13 protein-coding genes and 1 pseudogene are annotated in these 16,908 nt (G+C 72.6%); 7 read left to right on the forward strand and 7 right to left on the reverse strand.

Annotation, left to right across the window (positions count from 1 at the left end; translation table 11 throughout):
* Nucleotides 1–522 precede the first annotated feature (522 nt).
* Entirely contained in the window at nt 523–2,346 is a 1,824-nt protein-coding gene (locus tag Acy02nite_RS06040) for an AMP-dependent synthetase/ligase (RefSeq protein ID WP_203738778.1), read from the reverse strand.
* Between the two features lie 314 nt (nt 2,347–2,660).
* Nucleotides 2,661–2,816: a hypothetical protein gene (locus Acy02nite_RS06045; RefSeq protein ID WP_203738779.1), complete on the reverse strand. Its 156-nt coding sequence runs from the start codon at nt 2,814–2,816 to the stop codon at nt 2,661–2,663.
* Between the two features lie 96 nt (nt 2,817–2,912).
* Here Acy02nite_RS06045 and pdxR point away from each other — a divergent pair, with 96 nt between their 5' ends.
* Nucleotides 2,913–4,295 carry a MocR-like pyridoxine biosynthesis transcription factor PdxR gene (gene pdxR / locus Acy02nite_RS06050; RefSeq protein ID WP_203738780.1) on the forward strand — a complete coding sequence of 461 codons (1,383 nt, stop codon included), beginning with the start codon at nt 2,913–2,915 and terminating at the stop codon, nt 4,293–4,295.
* 198 nt (nt 4,296–4,493) lie between these two features.
* On the opposite strand, the pseudogene Acy02nite_RS46345 reads toward pdxR, so the two are convergent.
* Both Acy02nite_RS46345 and Acy02nite_RS06055 read right to left on the reverse strand, forming a co-directional pair.
* Nucleotides 4,494–5,486, reverse strand: a pseudogene (locus Acy02nite_RS46345) (APC family permease); the annotation flags it as partial.
* A 69-nt stretch (nt 5,487–5,555) separates the two neighbouring features.
* The gene (locus Acy02nite_RS06055; RefSeq protein WP_203738781.1) at nt 5,556–6,182 is read right to left on the reverse strand and encodes a TIGR03085 family metal-binding protein; all 627 of its coding nucleotides are present in this window, start codon (nt 6,180–6,182) and stop codon (nt 5,556–5,558) included.
* A 127-nt stretch (nt 6,183–6,309) separates the two neighbouring features.
* Between Acy02nite_RS06055 and Acy02nite_RS06060 the strand changes: the two genes are divergently transcribed.
* Together Acy02nite_RS06060 and Acy02nite_RS06065 are read left to right on the forward strand one after the other, a co-directional pair.
* Nucleotides 6,310–8,085 carry an ABC transporter ATP-binding protein gene (locus tag Acy02nite_RS06060; protein WP_203738782.1) on the forward strand — a complete coding sequence of 592 codons (1,776 nt, stop codon included), beginning with the start codon at nt 6,310–6,312 and terminating at the stop codon, nt 8,083–8,085.
* Nucleotides 8,082–9,842: an ABC transporter ATP-binding protein gene (locus tag Acy02nite_RS06065; RefSeq protein WP_203738783.1), complete on the forward strand. Its 1,761-nt coding sequence runs from the start codon at nt 8,082–8,084 to the stop codon at nt 9,840–9,842. The genes Acy02nite_RS06060 and Acy02nite_RS06065 overlap by 4 nt, the downstream gene beginning before the upstream one ends.
* A 141-nt stretch (nt 9,843–9,983) precedes the next feature.
* Here Acy02nite_RS06065 and rpsD read toward each other — a convergent pair whose 3' ends face one another.
* Nucleotides 9,984–10,592, reverse strand: coding sequence for a 30S ribosomal protein S4 (gene rpsD, locus Acy02nite_RS06070; RefSeq protein WP_203738784.1), 609 nt, complete (start codon nt 10,590–10,592; stop codon nt 9,984–9,986).
* 70 nt (nt 10,593–10,662) lie between these two features.
* Between rpsD and Acy02nite_RS06075 the strand changes: the two genes are divergently transcribed.
* Nucleotides 10,663–11,388, forward strand: coding sequence for a DUF2470 domain-containing protein (locus tag Acy02nite_RS06075; protein ID WP_203738785.1), 726 nt, complete (start codon nt 10,663–10,665; stop codon nt 11,386–11,388).
* 280 nt (nt 11,389–11,668) lie between these two features.
* Here Acy02nite_RS06075 and Acy02nite_RS06080 read toward each other — a convergent pair whose 3' ends face one another.
* Nucleotides 11,669–13,879 (reverse strand): hypothetical protein, encoded by a 2,211-nt coding sequence (locus tag Acy02nite_RS06080; protein WP_203738786.1) that lies wholly within the window; start codon nt 13,877–13,879, stop codon nt 11,669–11,671.
* 205 nt (nt 13,880–14,084) lie between these two features.
* Between Acy02nite_RS06080 and hisI the strand changes: the two genes are divergently transcribed.
* From hisI to Acy02nite_RS06095, 3 genes are read left to right on the forward strand one after another with little or no spacing between them, the layout of a single operon-like run.
* Entirely contained in the window at nt 14,085–14,441 is a 357-nt protein-coding gene (hisI, locus tag Acy02nite_RS06085) for a phosphoribosyl-AMP cyclohydrolase (protein WP_203738787.1), read from the forward strand.
* On the forward strand, nt 14,438–15,943 hold the full coding sequence (locus Acy02nite_RS06090) for an anthranilate synthase component I (protein ID WP_203738788.1): 1,506 nt from the start codon (nt 14,438–14,440) through the stop codon (nt 15,941–15,943). Before hisI ends, Acy02nite_RS06090 begins: the two co-directional genes overlap by 4 nt.
* Nucleotides 15,940–16,563, forward strand: coding sequence for a Trp biosynthesis-associated membrane protein (locus tag Acy02nite_RS06095; protein WP_203738789.1), 624 nt, complete (start codon nt 15,940–15,942; stop codon nt 16,561–16,563). Before Acy02nite_RS06090 ends, Acy02nite_RS06095 begins: the two co-directional genes overlap by 4 nt.
* 50 nt (nt 16,564–16,613) lie before the next feature.
* Here Acy02nite_RS06095 and Acy02nite_RS06100 read toward each other — a convergent pair whose 3' ends face one another.
* On the reverse strand, nt 16,614–16,901 hold the full coding sequence (locus Acy02nite_RS06100) for a hypothetical protein (protein WP_203738790.1): 288 nt from the start codon (nt 16,899–16,901) through the stop codon (nt 16,614–16,616).
* Nucleotides 16,902–16,908: the final 7 nt, after the last annotated feature.

Here is a 16,908-nt window from a genome sequence, read left to right on the forward strand (position 1 = left end):
GGCGGCCTCCGCGGGTGGTCACGGTCAGAGCAGAAGACCCGTGCGGCCGGGACGCGTTGCTCCCGGCGTCTCTGCCGTGGCACAACCCCCGTGGGGCGGGGATGCGTTGCGCCTGGCGTCTGGCGCGGCGCCTCCGCGAGGTCGGTCGGCCCGAGCAGGCGGCGCGGCTCCCGGCCCCGGCTGGCTCTCATGGGCGTTATCCGGCCCGGATAACGTCCATGAGAACCAGCCGGACAGCGCGACTCGCGCCGCCACCCGGGCCCGCGGTGCGGCTCGCGCCCCGCGCCGTTGGCGGCCTCGCCGGAGAACCGCTGTTGATCTGTGGTGTGACCGTGCCCATCCACGGAGATCGCCCTCGCGGCCCGAGCGTTCTGGCCGCGCCAGCGGCCTGCTCGGGACGGGAGGGTCCCCGCGGGAGCGACGGCAAGGACCACAGCGGACATAGGAAATGATGAATGTGAAGATCCTCCGCGAAGCGGGACGGCCGCCTCCGGGGCAGGAAGGCGGCCGTTGCGGGAGGCGTCAGATCTGGGCGAGCGAGCCCTCGTACATCTTCTCGATCTGGTCGGCGAAGTTCGTCTCGACGCTGCGGCGCTTGATCTTCATGGACGGCGTGATCTCGCCGGCCTCGATGCTCAGGTCGCGGGGGAGGATCGTGAACTTCTTGACCGTCTCCCAGCGGTTGAGCTTGCCGTTCAGCTCGGCGAGGTAGCCCTCGACCAGCGCGTGCGTCTCCGGCGCGGCGACGATCTCGGCGTAGCTCTTGCCGGCGAGCGGCCCGGCGGCGGCCCAGCCCGAGATCGCGTCCTCGTCGAGCGTGATGAGCATGGTGACGAAGTTGCGCGACTGGCCGACGACGATCGCCTGCGACGTGTACGGGCAGACGGCCTTGAACGCGCCCTCGATCGCGCTGGGCGCGATGAACTTGCCACCGGACGTCTTGACCAGGTCCTTCTTACGGTCGGTGATCTTCAGGAAGCCGTCCGCGTCGAGCTCGCCGATGTCGCCGGTGCGCAGGAACCCGTCCTCGGTGAACGCTTCCGCGGTCGCCTGCGGCAGGTTGTGGTAGCCGCGCATGACCGGCGCGCCGCGCAGCAGCACCTCGCCGTCGGTGTCGATGCGGACCTCGAGGTCGCCGATCGCCTCGCCGACCGTGCCGATCTTGAGGCGGCCGTGGCGGTTCACGAAGTTCGCGGCGGAGGCCTCGGTCATGCCGTAGCCCTCCAGGATCGGCAGGTTGGCCGCGGCGAAGAACTCGGCGATGTCCCGGCTGAGCGCGGCCGAGCCGCTGACCAGCACGCGCAGGTTGCCGCCGAGTTTGTCCTGCAGCTTCTTGAAGACCAGCCGCTCGGCGATCGCGTACTGCGCCTTGAGGCCGGCCGGGACCGGCTTGCCGGCCTGCTCGAAGGCGACCTTCCGCTTACCGGTCGCGACCGCCCAGGAGAAGATCTTCGGCTTCAGGCCGGTGCCGGAGAGCCCGCTGGTCACGGTCTTGTTGTAGACCTTCTCGAAGATCCGCGGCGGGGCGCACATCAGCGTCGGCCGGATCACCGCGAGCAGGTCGATCAGCTTGTCCACCCGGCCGTCGACGTAGGTCGGCACGCCGACGTGCAGGATGCCGCAGAGCAGCGTCTTGCCGAACGCGTGCGACATCGGCAGCCACAGGTAGTGCAGGTCGGTGGGGGAGAACAGGCCCAGGTTGTCCTGCGCGACGCCCTCCCACGTCCAGCCGCGGTGCAGCAGCTCGACGCCCTTGGGGCGGCCGGTGGTGCCGGAGGTGTAGATCAGCGTCGCCACGTTGTCCGGCCCGAGCTGGGCGACCACGTCGTCGATCAGGCTCGGCTCACGACGGAGGGCGGCGGCGCCCAGCTCCTCCAGGTCGGCCAGGGTGATCTGCGGCGGGGTGGCGCCGGCGTCGGCCGCGCCGTCGATCAGCACGACCTTGGTCAGGGCGGTCTCCGTGCCGGCGATCTTCAGCGCCTGCTTCGGGTTCTCCGCGATCAGGATCCTGGAGCCGGAGTCCGCGATGATGAACGCGGTGTCCTCCGGCTCGGTGGTGGGGTAGACGGTGGTGGCCGCCGCGCCGGCGACGTTGATGCCGAGGTCCGCGAGGATCCACTCGAGGCGGGTGCTGGACAGGATCGCGACCCGGTCCTCCAGGCCGACGCCGAGCTCCCGCAGGCCGGCCCCGATCGCCCTGGCACGCTCACCGACCTGGCGCCAGGTCAGCCAGCTCATGCCGGTGTCGTCCGCGTTGGGCCCGGCGAGGGCCTGCGCGTCCGGTGTCTTGGCCACGCGCTGGAACAGCATGTCCGGGATCGACCGGTAGGGAACCTCGAGAGCCATCAAGCGCCGCCTTAAAACCGCAACGGGGGGACGTAACGTCGTTGTTACCGCAGGGTAATGAATTGGCGGTCACACGGCTAGAGCGCCCCTGAAATCGAATTCCATCCTAGTCGCTACGTTGACCACGTGGTTTTCCTGGTTGTCGGTGGGACAGGTGTCGACACGGCCGCGCCGGCGCGGCTCGCCGACACGGCCGGGAACGACTTCGCCGCCGCCTTCCCCGGTCGCGTGGACCGCGGGGAAGAGCGACGGCGATTGATCGACGGACGGCCGGTGCGGCCACGTTCGTCACCGCTGGCGAGCTGGAACGCCAGTCAGAGCAGGGAGACGAGCAGGGAGACCGCGGGGCTGCCGAGCAGTGACACGTCACCCCCGGTCGCCGCGGCCGCCGGACCGGACACCAGGCCGATCGCACCTGCCACCACGAGCAGCACCACCGCTGCCCGGAACCCGCCACGTCGCATCCTCATGTCATCCCCCTGAGTATCGAAGTCGATGCTTCGTGCCTGAGCGTATGCGCAGAGTTACATCCGCCGGGCATCCTGGAATGTCTATACCGTTCAGGCGTGGATCTGGTGATCGAGACCGGGCCCGGGGCCGGCGGGACGACCGCCGCGGTGTACCGGGCGCTGCGCACGGCCATCGCGGACGGCCGCCTCCCGGCCGGGCACCGGCTGCCGGCCAGCCGGACGCTCGCCGCTGACCTCGGCGTCTCCCGGGGCAGCGTGGCCGGGGCGTACGAGCGTCTGGTCGCCGAGGGCCACCTGACCGCGCGGGTCGGCTCCGGGACGTTCGTGGCCGAGCCCCGGGTGCCGCGCCGGCAGCGACCGCCGGCGCCGGATCCGCTGCGGCCGCGCGCCGGCTGGGCCTTCGCCCCCGAGCCGACCAGCGGGACCGTCGCGGCACCGAAGTTCGACTTCCGGGTCGGCATCCCGGACGCCGGGCTGTTCCCGTTCGACACGTGGCGGCGGATGGTCGGCGCCGAGCTGCGGTTGCGGGCGAACGGGCCGGGGACGTACGCCGATCCGTACGGGCATCCGGCGCTGCGGTCCGCGATCGCGCGCTACCTGGGATATGCCCGGTCGGTCCGGGCCACGGCCGCCGACGTGCTGGTCACCAACGGGGCGCAGCACGCGTTCGACCTGATCGGACGGGTGCTGCTGCGGCCCGGGGACACGGTCGCCGTGGAGGAGCCGGGATATCCACCGGCCCGGGCCCTGTTCGCCTCGCTGGGCGCGAAGGTCACCGGCGTGCCGGTCGACGGCGAGGGGCTGGTCGTGGACGCGTTGCCGGCGCACGCGCGGATCGTCTACGTCACGCCGTCGCACCAGTTCCCGCTCGGGCCGGTGCTCAGCCTCGACCGGCGGCGGCAGTTGCTCGACTGGGCGCGACGGCGGCAGGTGGCGATCGTGGAGGACGACTACGACAGCGAGTTCCGTTTCGGCAGCCGCCCCCTGGAGCCGTTGCGGGCGCTCGACGAGTACGACCGGGTGCTCTACGTGGGCACGTTCTCCAAGAGCATGCTGCCCACCGTCCGTACGGGTTTCGTCCTCACCCCGCCGAGCCTGCGTCCCGCCCTGGCGGCGGCCCGGCAGCTCGGCGACGGGCACGGGCACGTGGCGATCCAGGCGGCGCTCGCGCGCTTCATCGACGAGGGTGAGCTGGCCCGGCACGTGCGCCGGGCCCGCCGGGAGTACGCGGCCCGCCACACCCGGATCGTCGCCGCGCTGAGCGCGATACCGGGGCTCACCGTGGTGCCGTCGGCGGCCGGGCTGCACGTGACCGCGCTGGCCGGGTCGGCGATTCCCGACCTGTCACCGGCGCTCGGGCTGACCCTCGACGATCTCTCCCACTACGGCGGCGACCGGCACGGCCTCGTTCTCGGCTTCGGCGCGATCGATCCCGCGCGGCTCGACGAGGGCCTGGCGATCCTGTCCGATCTTCTCTGACACCAGTTGATAGGTCAGGGCGCCGGCCGCGAAACCGAGACTCAGCAGCGCCGGCCAGCCGTTCAGCCACAGCAGCCCGCAGACGGCGGCGAACGCGGTCCCGGCCACCACCCGCGGCCACCCGCGTGGCAGCAGTCGCAGCGCGGCGGCGGTGCCGATCACGTACACCAGGGTGAAACACCCCGTCACCAGCAGCGCCGACTGCGAGACGGAGAGCGGCAGCAACGCGCACCCGATGCTGGTCACCAGGATGAAGGTGAGGGAGCGGCGCCGGCCCCCGAACACCCGGGCCGGCAGCGCGCCGTCCCGGGCCAGCGCCACTCCGAGTCTGCTGGCGCCCGCGAAGTACGCGTTCACCGCGCCCAGCGTCAGCACCACGGCGACGACCGCGGTGACTCCCCGGACCGGCCCGCCCAGCCCGATCGCCAGCAGGTCGGCGAGCGGCGCCCGGCTGCGCGCGAGGCCCGGCCCGAGCGCGAGCACGCTGACCGCGGCCACCGCGAGGTAGAGCACGCCGACCACGGCGACCGCGAGCATCGTGGCCCGCGGCACGTCCCGGCGCGGGTCGCGGTACTCCGCCGACAGTGACGACAGCGCCTCCCACCCGGCGAACCCCCAGACCAGGATGGCGGTGGCGGCGCCGACCCCGGACCAGCCGTGCGGCATGAACGGGGTGAGGTTCGACGTGTCCAGGTGCGGCAGCGCGGCCAGCACGGTCAGCACCAGCAGCAGCGCCAGGGTTCCGGTCAGCACCAGCTGGACCCGGCCGGAGATGCGAAGACCGAACCAGTTCATCGCGTACGCCGTGGCCACCACCCCGACGAACGTCAGGAACTCGGTGACCTTGCCGCCGCCGAGCGCGTCCGCGACGTACCCGCCGGTGAACGCCGCGGCGACCGGCGCGCCGAGCGGCACCGCGAAGTAGAAGCACCAGCCCACGGCGGCGGCCGCGCGTCGTCCGAAGGCCATTCCGGCGTACGTCGACACCCCGCCGCCGTCCGGGTACCGCGCGCCGAGCGCCGCGAACGTCCAGGCCAGGGGCGCGGAGAGAACGATCAGTGCGAGCCACGCCAGCAGTGCGGCGGGTCCCGCGGCCGCGGCGGCCAGCGCCGGCATGGAGATGAGGCCGGTGCCCAGCACGGCGCCGATCGAGAGCGCCGTGCCCTGAGCCACCGAGAGTCGAGCGGTCATGGGAAGAAACTAGAGGGCGATTGGTCCGTACGTCCGAGCCAATCTGCGGTCTTGTGAAGGGGCCAATCGTCAGAAGCCGAGCTTGGCCCCGCGCAGCCGCTCGGCCGTGGCCGGGTCGCCCTCGATCTCGACGCGGGCGGCGCGCTGCCGCCCGGAGAAGAAGATCGCCAGCTCACCCACGTCGCCGCTGATCCGCACGGCCGGCGCCGGGCCGGTCCGCACCGGCGGGAAGCCGTCGGGGACCACCTCGGCGACCACGCCCGCCCGGCGCAGCGCCATCCGCGAGGTGAGCTTGCCGCTGCGCCAGAGCGCGGCCTGGTGGCCGGCCGGCAGCGGGCGCGGCTCCCAGTCCGGTGTGACGCGGCGCACGTCCTCGTGGTGGATGAAGAACTCCATGGTGTTGATCACGCCGTCGGTGAGCGGGCTGCTGATCGGGCTCCACACCGGCGGCTGCCGCAGCTCGGCGATCAGTTCCGGGTACGGCATGGCGGCCTTGGCCAGGCGCACCCGCTCACCGTACGAGTGGAGCGCCGGGATGATCATCCCGGCGGAGGCGTCCGGCCGGCGTTCCCGGACGACGAGATGAGCGGCCAGATCCCGGGTGGTCCACCCGGTGCACAGCGTCGGCGCGTCCGGGCCCTCACGCAGCAGCAGGTCGGCGAGCAGCCGGCGTTCCTGGCGGGCGTAGTCGTTCATCGACCGATGGTATGCCACGGTGTAATCGTCGCCACAGTGGTGAGAGTGTGGCGGGCGACCGCTCGTTCGGCAGGATGGTAACGGTAAGGCCGGATTCGCCGGTCAACACTTACCAGTCAGGTAGGAAATGAGCAGCAGAGCCAGCCGCGACGTGCTGGGACGGGGTCTGCGGGTGCTCGGCCACGCGATCCGCACGGAACCACGGCTCTTCACCGTCGGCACCATCGGCAGCAGCCTGTTCGGGCTGCTCATCATCGCCAACTCGTACGTGGTGGGCTGGGTGATCGGCGACATCGTCGTGCCCGCCTTCGCCGCGCACCGGGCGAGCACCGCCGAGCTCGGCCTGGTCGCCGCGGCCTTCCTGGGCATCAGCGCCCTGCGCGTGGCCAGCATCTTCGGCCGCCGGCTCGGCGCCGGTTACATGCAGTTCCGGCTGCAGGCGCGCTATCGCAGCGCGGTGACCCGGCGTTACCTGTCGCTGCCGCCGGCCTGGCACCAGCGGCACGCCACCGGCACGCTGCTGTCGAACGCGAACTCCGACGTCGAGGCGGCCTGGGGCCCGATCGCTCCGCTGCCGTTCGCGGTCGGCACTGTCGTGATGCTGATCGGCGCGCTGGTCTCGCTCTTCGCCACCGACTGGGTCCTGGCCCTGGTCGGCGCCACGCTGTTCCCCGCGCTGTTCGGGTTGAACCTGGTCTACTCGCGCCGGATGTCGCCGCGCCAGATCCTCGTCCAGCAGAACCGGGCGAAGGTCAGCGCCGTCGCGCACGAGAGCTTCGACGGCGCGCTGGTCGTCAAGACGATGGGCCGGGAGGCCGACGAGTCCCGCCGCTTCGGCGTCTTCGTCGACGAGCTGCGCGACTCGCTGATCTCCGTGGGCCGGCTGCGCGGCCTGTTCGACCCGCTGATGGACAGCCTGCCCAGCCTCGGCACGCTCGCCGTCCTGCTGCTCGGCGCCTGGCGGCTGCAGACTGGCGCGATCGGCGTGACCGAGCTGGTCAGCGTCTCGTTCCTGTTCACCGTGCTGGCGTTCCCGGTGCGGGCGATCGGCTGGGTCGTCGCCGAGCTCCCGCGCAGCGTGGCCGGCTGGGATCGGGTGCAGGCCGTGCTCGGCGCCGAGGGCGATCTCGCCTACGGCGAGGGTTCGCTGACCGGTTCCGGCCCTGCCGAGTTGCGCTTCGAGCAGGTCGATTTCCGGTACGGCGACGGCCCCGAGGTCCTGCACGAGGTGAGTTTCACGGTGCCGGCCGGCAAGACGGTGGCGCTCGTCGGCGCGACCGGCTCCGGCAAGTCGACGATCGCCTCGCTCGCCGTGCGCCTGGTCGACCCGGAATCCGGCAGCGTCGCGCTGGACGGGGTCAAACTGCCCGACCTGTCGCTGTCCGCCCTGGCCGGCGCGACCGCACTGGTCCCGCAGATCCCGTTCGTCTTCGACGACACCGTCCGCGGCAACATCGCGCTGGACCGGCCCGGGGTGGACGACGACGCGGTCCGCGCGGCGATCACGCTGGCGCAGGCCGAGAGGTTCGTGGCCAACCTGCCCGAGGGGCTGGGCACCGCGGTCGGCGAGCGCGGCACCTCGCTCTCCGGCGGTCAGCGGCAGCGGCTCACCCTGGCCCGGGCGCTGGCCGGCACGCCGCGACTGCTCGTGCTCGACGACGCGACCAGCGCCGTCGACCCGCGGGTGGAGGCGGCCATCCTCGGTGCGCTGCGCGGGGGCGACGCGGGCGCGTCGATCCTGGTCGTGGCGTACCGGCGGGCCACGATCGCCCTCGCCGACCAGGTGGTCTACCTGGAGCGCGGGCGGGTCGTGGCGACCGGGACGCATGCCGAGCTGATGACGTTCCATCGCGGCTATCAGGAGCTGGTCACGGCGTACGAGAAGGCGGAAGAGCTCCCATGAGCGAAGGAACGCTGGCCACCGTCAAGCGTGGTCTGGCCCTGTCGCCGGAACTGCGGACCGGGCTGGGCGGCACGATCGTGCTCGCCATGCTGCAGATGGCCGGGCGGGTGGCCGTGCCGATCGCCGTGCAGCAGGGCATCGACCACGGCATCCGCGCGGCGGGCGGCCCCGACCTGGGCGTGGTCACCGAGATCGTCCTGTTCACGCTCTGCGCGCTGCTGATCTCGACACTCTGTGGATACCTGATGACCCGGCGGCTCTTCACCGTCAGCGAGACCGCGCTGGCGGCGCTGCGCTCCCGGGCGTTCCGGCACATCCACGACCTGTCGATGCTGCACCAGCAGTCCGAGCGGCGCGGCTCGATGGTGTCCCGGGTGACCAGCGACGTCGACCAGATCTCGCAGTTCCTGCAGTTCGGCGGGGTGCAGCTGCTGCTCGCCTCCGGGCAACTGCTGGTCTCGGCCGCGGTGATGTTCGTCTACTCCTGGCAGCTCGCGCTGGTCGTGCTCATCGCGTTCGGCCCGGCGGTCGGCGTGATCCGGCTGTTCCAGAAACGGCTGCGCGCCGTCTATCAGGCCTCCCGGGAACGGACCGGGGTGATGCTCGGCGCCATCGCGGAGAGTGTCGTCGGTGCGACGGTCATTCGCGCGTACGGGGTGTCCGGCCGCACCCAGCAGCGCCTCGACACGTCCATCGACGATCTGCGCGTCGCCCAGCAGAAGGCCCTGCGCACCAGCGTGACCAGTTTCTCCAGCGGCGAGATCGGGGCCGGGCTGGCCATGGCCGGTGTGGTCGTGGTCGGCGTCCTGCTCGGGGCCGGCGGCGACCTCACCGTCGGGCAGCTCACCGCGTTCCTGTTCCTGGTGACGCTCTTCATCCAGCCCGTGCAGATCGCCACCGACATGCTCAACGAGGCGCAGAACGCGGTGGCCGGCTGGCGCCGGATCCTCGACGTGCTCGACGTCGAGCCGGATGTCGCCGACCCGGACGACCGGGGTGTGGCGCTGCCCGAGGGGCCGCTGTCGGTGTGCTTCGCCGACGTCTCGTTCCGCTACCCGGGCGGACCCGTCGTCCTGGCTGATGTCGATCTCGAACTGCCCGCCCGGCGCAAGTATGCGGTGGTGGGAGAGACCGGCAGCGGGAAGACGACGTTCGCCAAGCTGCTCACCCGGCTGATGGATCCGGCCGCGGGCGAGGTGCTGCTCTCCGGGACGCCGCTGACGTCGGTGCGGTTCTCGTCGCTGCGCTCGCGGGTGGTGATGGTCCCGCAGGACGGCTTCCTGTTCGACGCCACCGTCGCGGAGAACATCCGCTTCGCCGAGCCGTCGCTCACCGGCGAGCAGCTGACGACCGCGTTCACCGAGCTCGGCCTCGCGGACTGGCTCGCCGGGCTGCCCGAGGGGCTGGACACCCCGGTCGGCGAGCGCGGCGAGGCGCTCAGCGTCGGGGAACGCCAGCTCGTGGCGCTGGTCCGGGCCTATGTGGCCGATCCCGACCTGCTCGTGCTCGACGAGGCGACCAGCGCGGTCGACCCGGCCACCGAGGTGCGCCTGCAGCACGCGCTGGACCTGGTCACTCGCGGCCGGACGACGGTGGCGATCGCGCACCGGCTCTCCACCGCGCAGGCCGCGGACGAGGTGATCGTGGTGGACGCGGGCCGCGTCGTGCAACGCGGCCCGCACGCCCAGCTCGTCGCCGAGCTGGATTCCATCTACGCCAAGCTCTACGCCAGCTGGTTGGAACAGACGCAGGGCTAGCCGGATCCGCTTCTCATCGGAAGGTCGCCCTGGTAACCGGTGAGATGGCAGGCGGCTTCCCGCAAACCCCGCGGGCGTCGAAAAGCCGCTTGCCATCTCACCGGCGATCTCCGGGGGTGGCAGCCCCCGGGGTTCAGCGGGTCAGCGGGCGTAGTACTCGACGACGAGCTGCTCGTCGCAGAGCACCGGGACCTCAGTGCGCTGCGGCACCCGGATCACGGTGGTGCGCAGCTCCTCGAGGACCGTCGACAGGTACGGCGCGGTCGGCCCGTCGAGGTGGGCGCCGGTCGCCGCGATCTGGAACGGCGGCTTCTGCCGGCTCGTCTCCCTGACCTCGACGACCTGGCCCGGCTTGAGCTTGTAGCCCGGCCGGTCCACCTTCTTGCCGTCCACCGTGAAGTGACCGTGCACGACGAGCTGGCGGGCCTGGTAGATGGTGCGCGTGAAGCCGGCCCGGAAGACGGTCGCGTCGAGACGGCGCTCCAGCAGGGTGACCATGTTCTCGCCGGTCTTGCCCTCGGCCTGGTGCGCGGCCTCGTACGCGGCCCGCATCTGGACCTCGCTGATGTTGTACTGGTGCCGCAGACGCTGCTTCTCCAGAAGACGGACCTGGTAGTCCGAGCTCTTGCGCCGGCCACGGCCGTGCACACCCGGCGGGAACGGCCGCCGCTCGAAGTACTTCACGCACTTGCGGGTCAGTGGGATGCCGAGCGCCCGGGAGAGCTTGGCTTTGGGTCGCGAGTTGTTCACTCCGGATCTCCTGTTACGGTTAGCCTTGCCTAACTTAGGTAAGCCTAACCGGTGCCCGGAGGTGCTCGTCATGCAACCCAGTCCCGCCGAGATCGCGCGTACTCTCGCCGCCGGTCACCTGCCCGCCGTCGCCCACATCGCCTGCCACCCCGGGCCGCTCCCGGTGCGGCACGTGACCGACGCGCAGGGCCGTCCGCTGCTGCTCGTGCCCTCCGGCAGCACGCTCACCACGGCGCTGCGGCCGCAGCCGGGCAACGACGACGCCGCGCTCGTTCTCGACGTCCGGGACGTGCCGCCGATGTCCTCCTCACCCGCGATCGGCCGCGTGTGGGTGTCCGGCTGGGCCGCCCGGCTCACCGGCGACGAGGCGCGCGCCGCCGCGCTGGACTACGCCGACACCGACGCCTGCGGGGACCTGCTCGACATCGGGGAGTCCCAGGCGCTGTACCGGATGGACGTGGCCGAGGTGCGCTTCGAACGCCACGAGAAGCTCGTCGAGATCGACCCGGACGACTACGCCGAGGCGTCGCCTGACCCGCTGCGCGCCGTCGAGTTCGACCTGATCGCGGACCTGGCCGATCACCACGTGGCCGAGATGAGCGACTACGTGCGCCGGCAGTTGGGCGCGGCCGCCCGTCCCGGCGACGAACCCCGGGTGGTCCGGCTGGACCGCTACGGCTTCCTGGTCCGGATGGGGTCACGCAGCGCGCGCCTCGCCTTCCCGCGGCCGGTCACCGACCGTCACGACCTCGCCCACCTGCTCCACCCCATCCTCTGCCGCAAGTGCGCCGCCTAGCGCCGGCCCGAGTCTTCGAATAGCCCGGGATCCCACCACTCACCTTCTGCCGCCGTCGGTGGTGGGATCCCGTCAGCCTCACTCACCGGTGCCGCGGGGAGTGAGGCAGCGAAAAGGCGGGCAGCCCCGTGCCGGGGGCTGCCCGCCTTCTTGCGTGAGTCGCGGCTGGTGGTCAGGGGTGCTTGACGGCGTTGAAGCACCCGTGACGGCCACTCGGAACCGGTGGCTTCTTGGGCGCAGGGGTGCTTCGCGGTTGGTGGAGCACCCCTGCGCCATACGGTTACAGGGAGAGGATGCGGTCCAGGAACTCGCGGTAGCCGCGCATGGCCATGCGCATGCTCTCCGTGTCCGTCGTGCCGGTGCCGCGCAGCGGGTCGAGCTCGTCGCGCTCGGCCAGCAGGACCTCGGTCAGCTCGTTCACGGCGTCGGTGAGCAGGTCATGGGCGCGGGTGAGCGCGTTCACCGGGTCGTCGACGAACTCCGCCTTCACCTCGTGCCAGGCGGCCCGGAAGTGGCGGGCGGCGTCCTCGTCCCAGACCGTGGGACGGATGACCGAGCCCTCCGCGGCCGGGGTGATGGAGAGGTCGTCGTCCTCGGCGGCGCGGCGGTTCGGGCGGCGGACCGGCTCGGCGTCCTCCAGGCTGGCCGAGCGACGGGCGGCCGGGCGCGGCTCGTCGTCGAGCGGGTGGCGCCGGAAGTTGCTGATCGAGACGCCGGCCAGGCCGGACTCCGGGTACGGCTGGAACTCCAGCGGCGGCGGCGTGACCGAGCCGGGCTGCGGCGCGGACGGGCCGGCCGGAGTGACCGAGGCGACGCCGAAGGCCTCGCCGGATCGGCCCAGGCTGTAACCGGTGGTGGCCGGCGAGCCGAACGCGAACCCGGTGTCCGGCGCGACCGGCAGGTCGGACGGCGCCCGGGTGGCCGGGATCTGCGGGATGGGCGGCATCGGGTACGCCAGATCCGGCGCGGGAACCGAGGCCGAGCCGCTGACCGGGGCCGGCGCCGAACCGCTCACCGGAGATGAGCCGCTCACCGAAGCCGAGCCGCTGACGGGGGCCGGCGCTGAACCGCTGATCGGGGCCGAAGCCGAGCCGCTGATCGGGGCCGGAGCCGGGGCCGAGCCGCTGATCGGAGCCGGAGCCTGCGGCTGAGCGGGGGAGACCGGCGCGGCGGACGCGGCCGGGTCGGCCGGCGCGGAACCGCCCTGCTCGGGCAGGTCCAGCGTGGCACCCGGGTGGTCCAGCGAGCCGCCGGCGTGGTCCAGCGAGACGGCCGGGTGGTCCGGGGTGAAGTCGGTCGCCAGGTACGGCGCCGGGGCGTAACCGGGTGACACCGGCGCGCCGGAGACCGGGCCGGCCGGGCCGCCCGAGGTCGGCGGCTGCACCGGGACCGACGCCCAGCCCGAGGCGGGAGCGGTCTCCTCGGCCGGGCTGTCCGCCGCGGGCGCCTCCTCGTGGCCCGGCACGTCGCCGGCCTGTGCGTACCCGGGGGCTCCTGCCCGTCCGTTCATGTCGTCACGTCCGTTCTCGTCGCGTGGTCCCGCCTGCTCGGCGGGGTCCTGGCCGGCCTCCGGCGACGCCTTGTCGGCCGGCTCGTCCGCGGGGGTGACCCCGGTGGACCTCTCGTCGGCCGGCGGCTCGGCGACGGGGGAGTCGCCGGGTTCAGCGACGTGGGTGTCGCTGAACCCAGCGACGTGGTTGTCGCCGAACTCACCGACGTGAGCGTCGCCGGGCTCGCCGACGTGAGCGTCGCCGGGCTCGGTGACCTGAGTGTCGCCGGACTCGGTGACCGGGACGTCGCCGTGACCGGTGACCCCGGTCTCCTCCGCGGCCGAAGGCTCCGCCCCGGCGGCGTGCCCGTTGACGCCCGGTTGCGCGTCGTCGGGACCTCGGCCGCCGAAGAGGAATCGCCCGGTGCCGCCGAGCCGGAATCCCCCGAAAGAGGTCTCCCGCCCCGGTGTATCGGCCTCGGGCCCCTGGGACTCTACGTCCTGGCCAGGGTCGGGCTCGTGGTCCGAAGGGATCGAGTGATCAGAATCGCCGTGCCGGGAACGGGCCGGTGGGGGGTTGCCGCGGTCACCCCGGGCCGGGCCGGGGCCACGACCGGCTGCCCGGTTCAGCCCGAACGGATCGCTGCCCGGCAGGTCGCCCGGATTGCCGTGGAAACCGTTGGCGTCGCCGGGGCCGTGCGGGCCGCGGGCGGACGCGACCGGTGCGAACGGGGACACCGGGTGAGCTCCGAACGGCACGGACGACCCGGTCAGCAGGTCCACGGGGATCGGCGGGAGTGCACGGTCGGCGGGCTCGGACACCCGCCGGGAGCCCAGGGACAGCATCTCCGGCTCCGGTTCCCGCACCGACGACTCCTCCGCCGGGGGCAGATAGGCGGACGGCAGGTAGGTCGACTCGGCATCCGAATCCGGGCGAACCTGCCAAAAGCGGGCAAGACCGGGCGCGGGCCGCGGATTGTCGGGGCTGGAGGTCGGCTCCATCGGTAAACCACTCCCGTCGCGAGGCGCGCCACCGGGGCTTGGAGCTGCGCAGACACACCGGCGGCGAGCGCCGGGGCATCTAGGCAGGTAACGGCGCCCCGCCGACGGTACCGCCCCGATGGGCCCGGCACATCCCCTGTGACCGGATCGTGGGCCCTCACGAGCCGGTGCAAGGATTCCGCGATCGTGCGGGAGAATCGTCGTCGTGTCAGATGCAGAGACTTCCCTGGACGCGGCGATCGCCGCGCGGCTCAAGCGCACTCCGGACGGCCTGGTCGCCGCGATCGTGCAGGAGCACGGCACCGGCGACGTGCTGATGCTGGCCTGGATGGACGCCGAGGCGCTGCATCGGACGCTGACGACCGGCAAGGCCACCTACTGGTCCCGCAGCCGTCAGGAGTACTGGGTGAAGGGCGCCACGTCCGGCCACCACCAGCGGGTCCGGAAGGTGGCGCTGGACTGCGACGGCGACGCGCTGCTGCTGACCGTCGAGCAGACCGGCGCGGCCTGCCACACCGGAACGCACACCTGTTTCAGCGACGACCTGAAGGTGGCCCAGTGACCAGTGGAGCGACTTCTCCGGACGAGAGCCAATTCGTCAGTACGCGTCGGCGGGTCATCCCGGTCACCCGCAAGCTGCTGGCCGACGGTGAGACCCCGGTCGGCGTCTACACGAAGCTTGCCGGCGGCCCGGGCACATTCCTGCTGGAGTCCGCCGAGCAGGGCATCGCGTGGTCGCGGTACTCGTTCATCGGCGTCCGCAGCGCGGCGACCCTGATCGAGCGTGACGGTGAGGCGGCCTGGCTGGGCACCCCGCCGCCCGGGGTGCCGCTCGGCGGTGACCCGGTCGAGGCGCTGCGGCAGACCGTGGCGGCGCTGGCCGACGGCCCGTCGGAGGGTGATCTGCCCCCGCTGACCGGTGGCATGGTCGGTTACCTGAGCTACGACCTGGTCCGGCGCTTCGAGCGGCTGCCGTCCACCGCCGACGACGACCTGAACCTGCCCGAGCTGGGCATGATGCTCGCCACCGACCTGGTGGTGCTCGACCACCACGACGGCTCGGCGCTGCTGGTGGCGAACGCCGTGGTGGCGCAGGACGCCGACGACGCGGCCCGGCGTGCGGCGTACCACCACGCGGTCGGCCGGCTGGACGCGATGACCACCGCGCTGTCCCGGCCCACCCCGCCGATGGTCTCCACCGTGGAACGGCCGGGGCCCGGCGAGCCGGTCAGCCGCACCGCCCCCGGCGACTACCAGAAGGCGGTCGAGGAGGCGAAGGAGGCGATCCGGGCCGGCGAGTGCTTCCAGATCGTGGTGGCGCAGCGGTTCGAGCGGCCCACCGACGCGAACGCGCTGGACATCTACCGGGTGCTGCGGGCGACGAACCCGAGCCCGTACATGTATCTGCTCCGCTTCGACGACTTCGACATCGTCGGCTCGTCGCCGGAGGCGCACCTCAAGGTCAGTGCTAACCGGACCGCGCTGCTGCACCCGATCGCCGGCACCCGCTGGCGCGGCGCGACCCCGGAGCAGGACGCCGCGCTCGCCGCCGAGCTGCTCGCCGACCCGAAGGAGCGCTCCGAGCATGTGATGCTGGTCGACCTGGGCCGCAACGACCTGGGCCGGGTCTGCGAGCCGGGCAGCGTCGAGGTGCCGGAGTTCGCCCGGATCGAGCGGTACAGCCACGTGATGCACATCGTGTCCACCGTCGTCGGCGAGCTCCGCGCGGACCGGACGGCGTTCGACGCGCTCGCCGCGACGTTCCCGGCCGGGACGCTCTCCGGGGCGCCCAAGGTCCGGGCCATGGAGATCATCGAGTCGCTGGAACCGACGCGGCGCGGCCTCTACGGCGGGACGGTCGGCTACTTCGGCTTCGCCGGTGACATGGACATGGCGATCGCGATCCGGACGGCGCTGCTCAAGGACGGGGTGGCCTACGTCGGGGCGGGCGCCGGCATCGTCGCCGACTCCGACCCGGCCGCGGAGGAGCAGGAGACGCGGAACAAGGCGGCGGCCGTGCTGGCCGCGATCGCCGCCGCCGAGACCCTGCGAGCGGCCCGATGACCGCTCCCGCCCCGAGCGGCGAGCCGGTGGCCGCGGCCACGTCGAGCGGTGAGCCGGCGGCCGGTGCCACCCCGGGCACGCGACGGTCGCACCTGACGGCGGTCCTCGCCTGCCTCGCCGGGGCCGGCCTCACCCTCTACGCCGTCACCCGAACGTGGTCGTCGACCGTGGAGCACCGCACCGGCCTCTCGGATCTGACCACCATCCGCACCGGCGCCGACGAGCAGCCGTGGCTCGTCGGCCTGGCCGTGGTCGCGCTGGCCGGCGCCGGGGCGCTGCTCGCCACCAAGGGCCTGGCCCGGCGGATCCTGGGCGGCGTGCTGCTGCTGGCCGGCGCGGGGATCGCGGCGGGCGCGGTGCTCGCGCGGGCAGCCCTGGACGCCGGTGAGGCCGGGGCGGCCGCCACGCTCTGGCCGGTCGCGTGCGTGGCCGGCGGCCTGGCGATCGCGATGGGCGGCTTGCTCGCCGCGCGGCACGGTCACCTCTGGGCGGCGATGTCCTCGCGGTACGAACGCAGGCCCGCCCCCGCCGCCGTACGCCGGGAAGGCTCTGATCGGGAACCGGCGGACAACCGTGCCGCGTGGGACGCACTCGACCGCGGCGACGACCCGACGGACTGAGGGACTTTCCGCAGTATCAGTGAACGAGCTGTATCAGTGAACGAGCGGCGTCAGTGAACAGTGGACGCGACCGCACGCGCCCGGTGCCGGGCCGCCGCAACGGTCCGCCGGGAGGAGGTGGCGACGATCGCGGCCACCGCCCGGCTGGTCTCGGCGCGCGCCGCGGCACGAGCCCGGTCCGCCTCGATCGCCGACCACGCGTTGTCCCGCGCGGTCCGCACGTTGGCGGGCCCCACCACCGCCCGCTGCACCCCGGTCACGACCTCCGCCGCGATGGCGACGAGGCTCCGGGAGACCTCGGCGAAACCGGATGTCTGAGGGGTCTGGTCAGTGGCCATTGGTCGA

The sequence above is a fragment of the Actinoplanes cyaneus genome (genome assembly GCF_016862095.1).
Lineage (GTDB): Bacteria > Actinomycetota > Actinomycetes > Mycobacteriales > Micromonosporaceae > Actinoplanes > Actinoplanes cyaneus.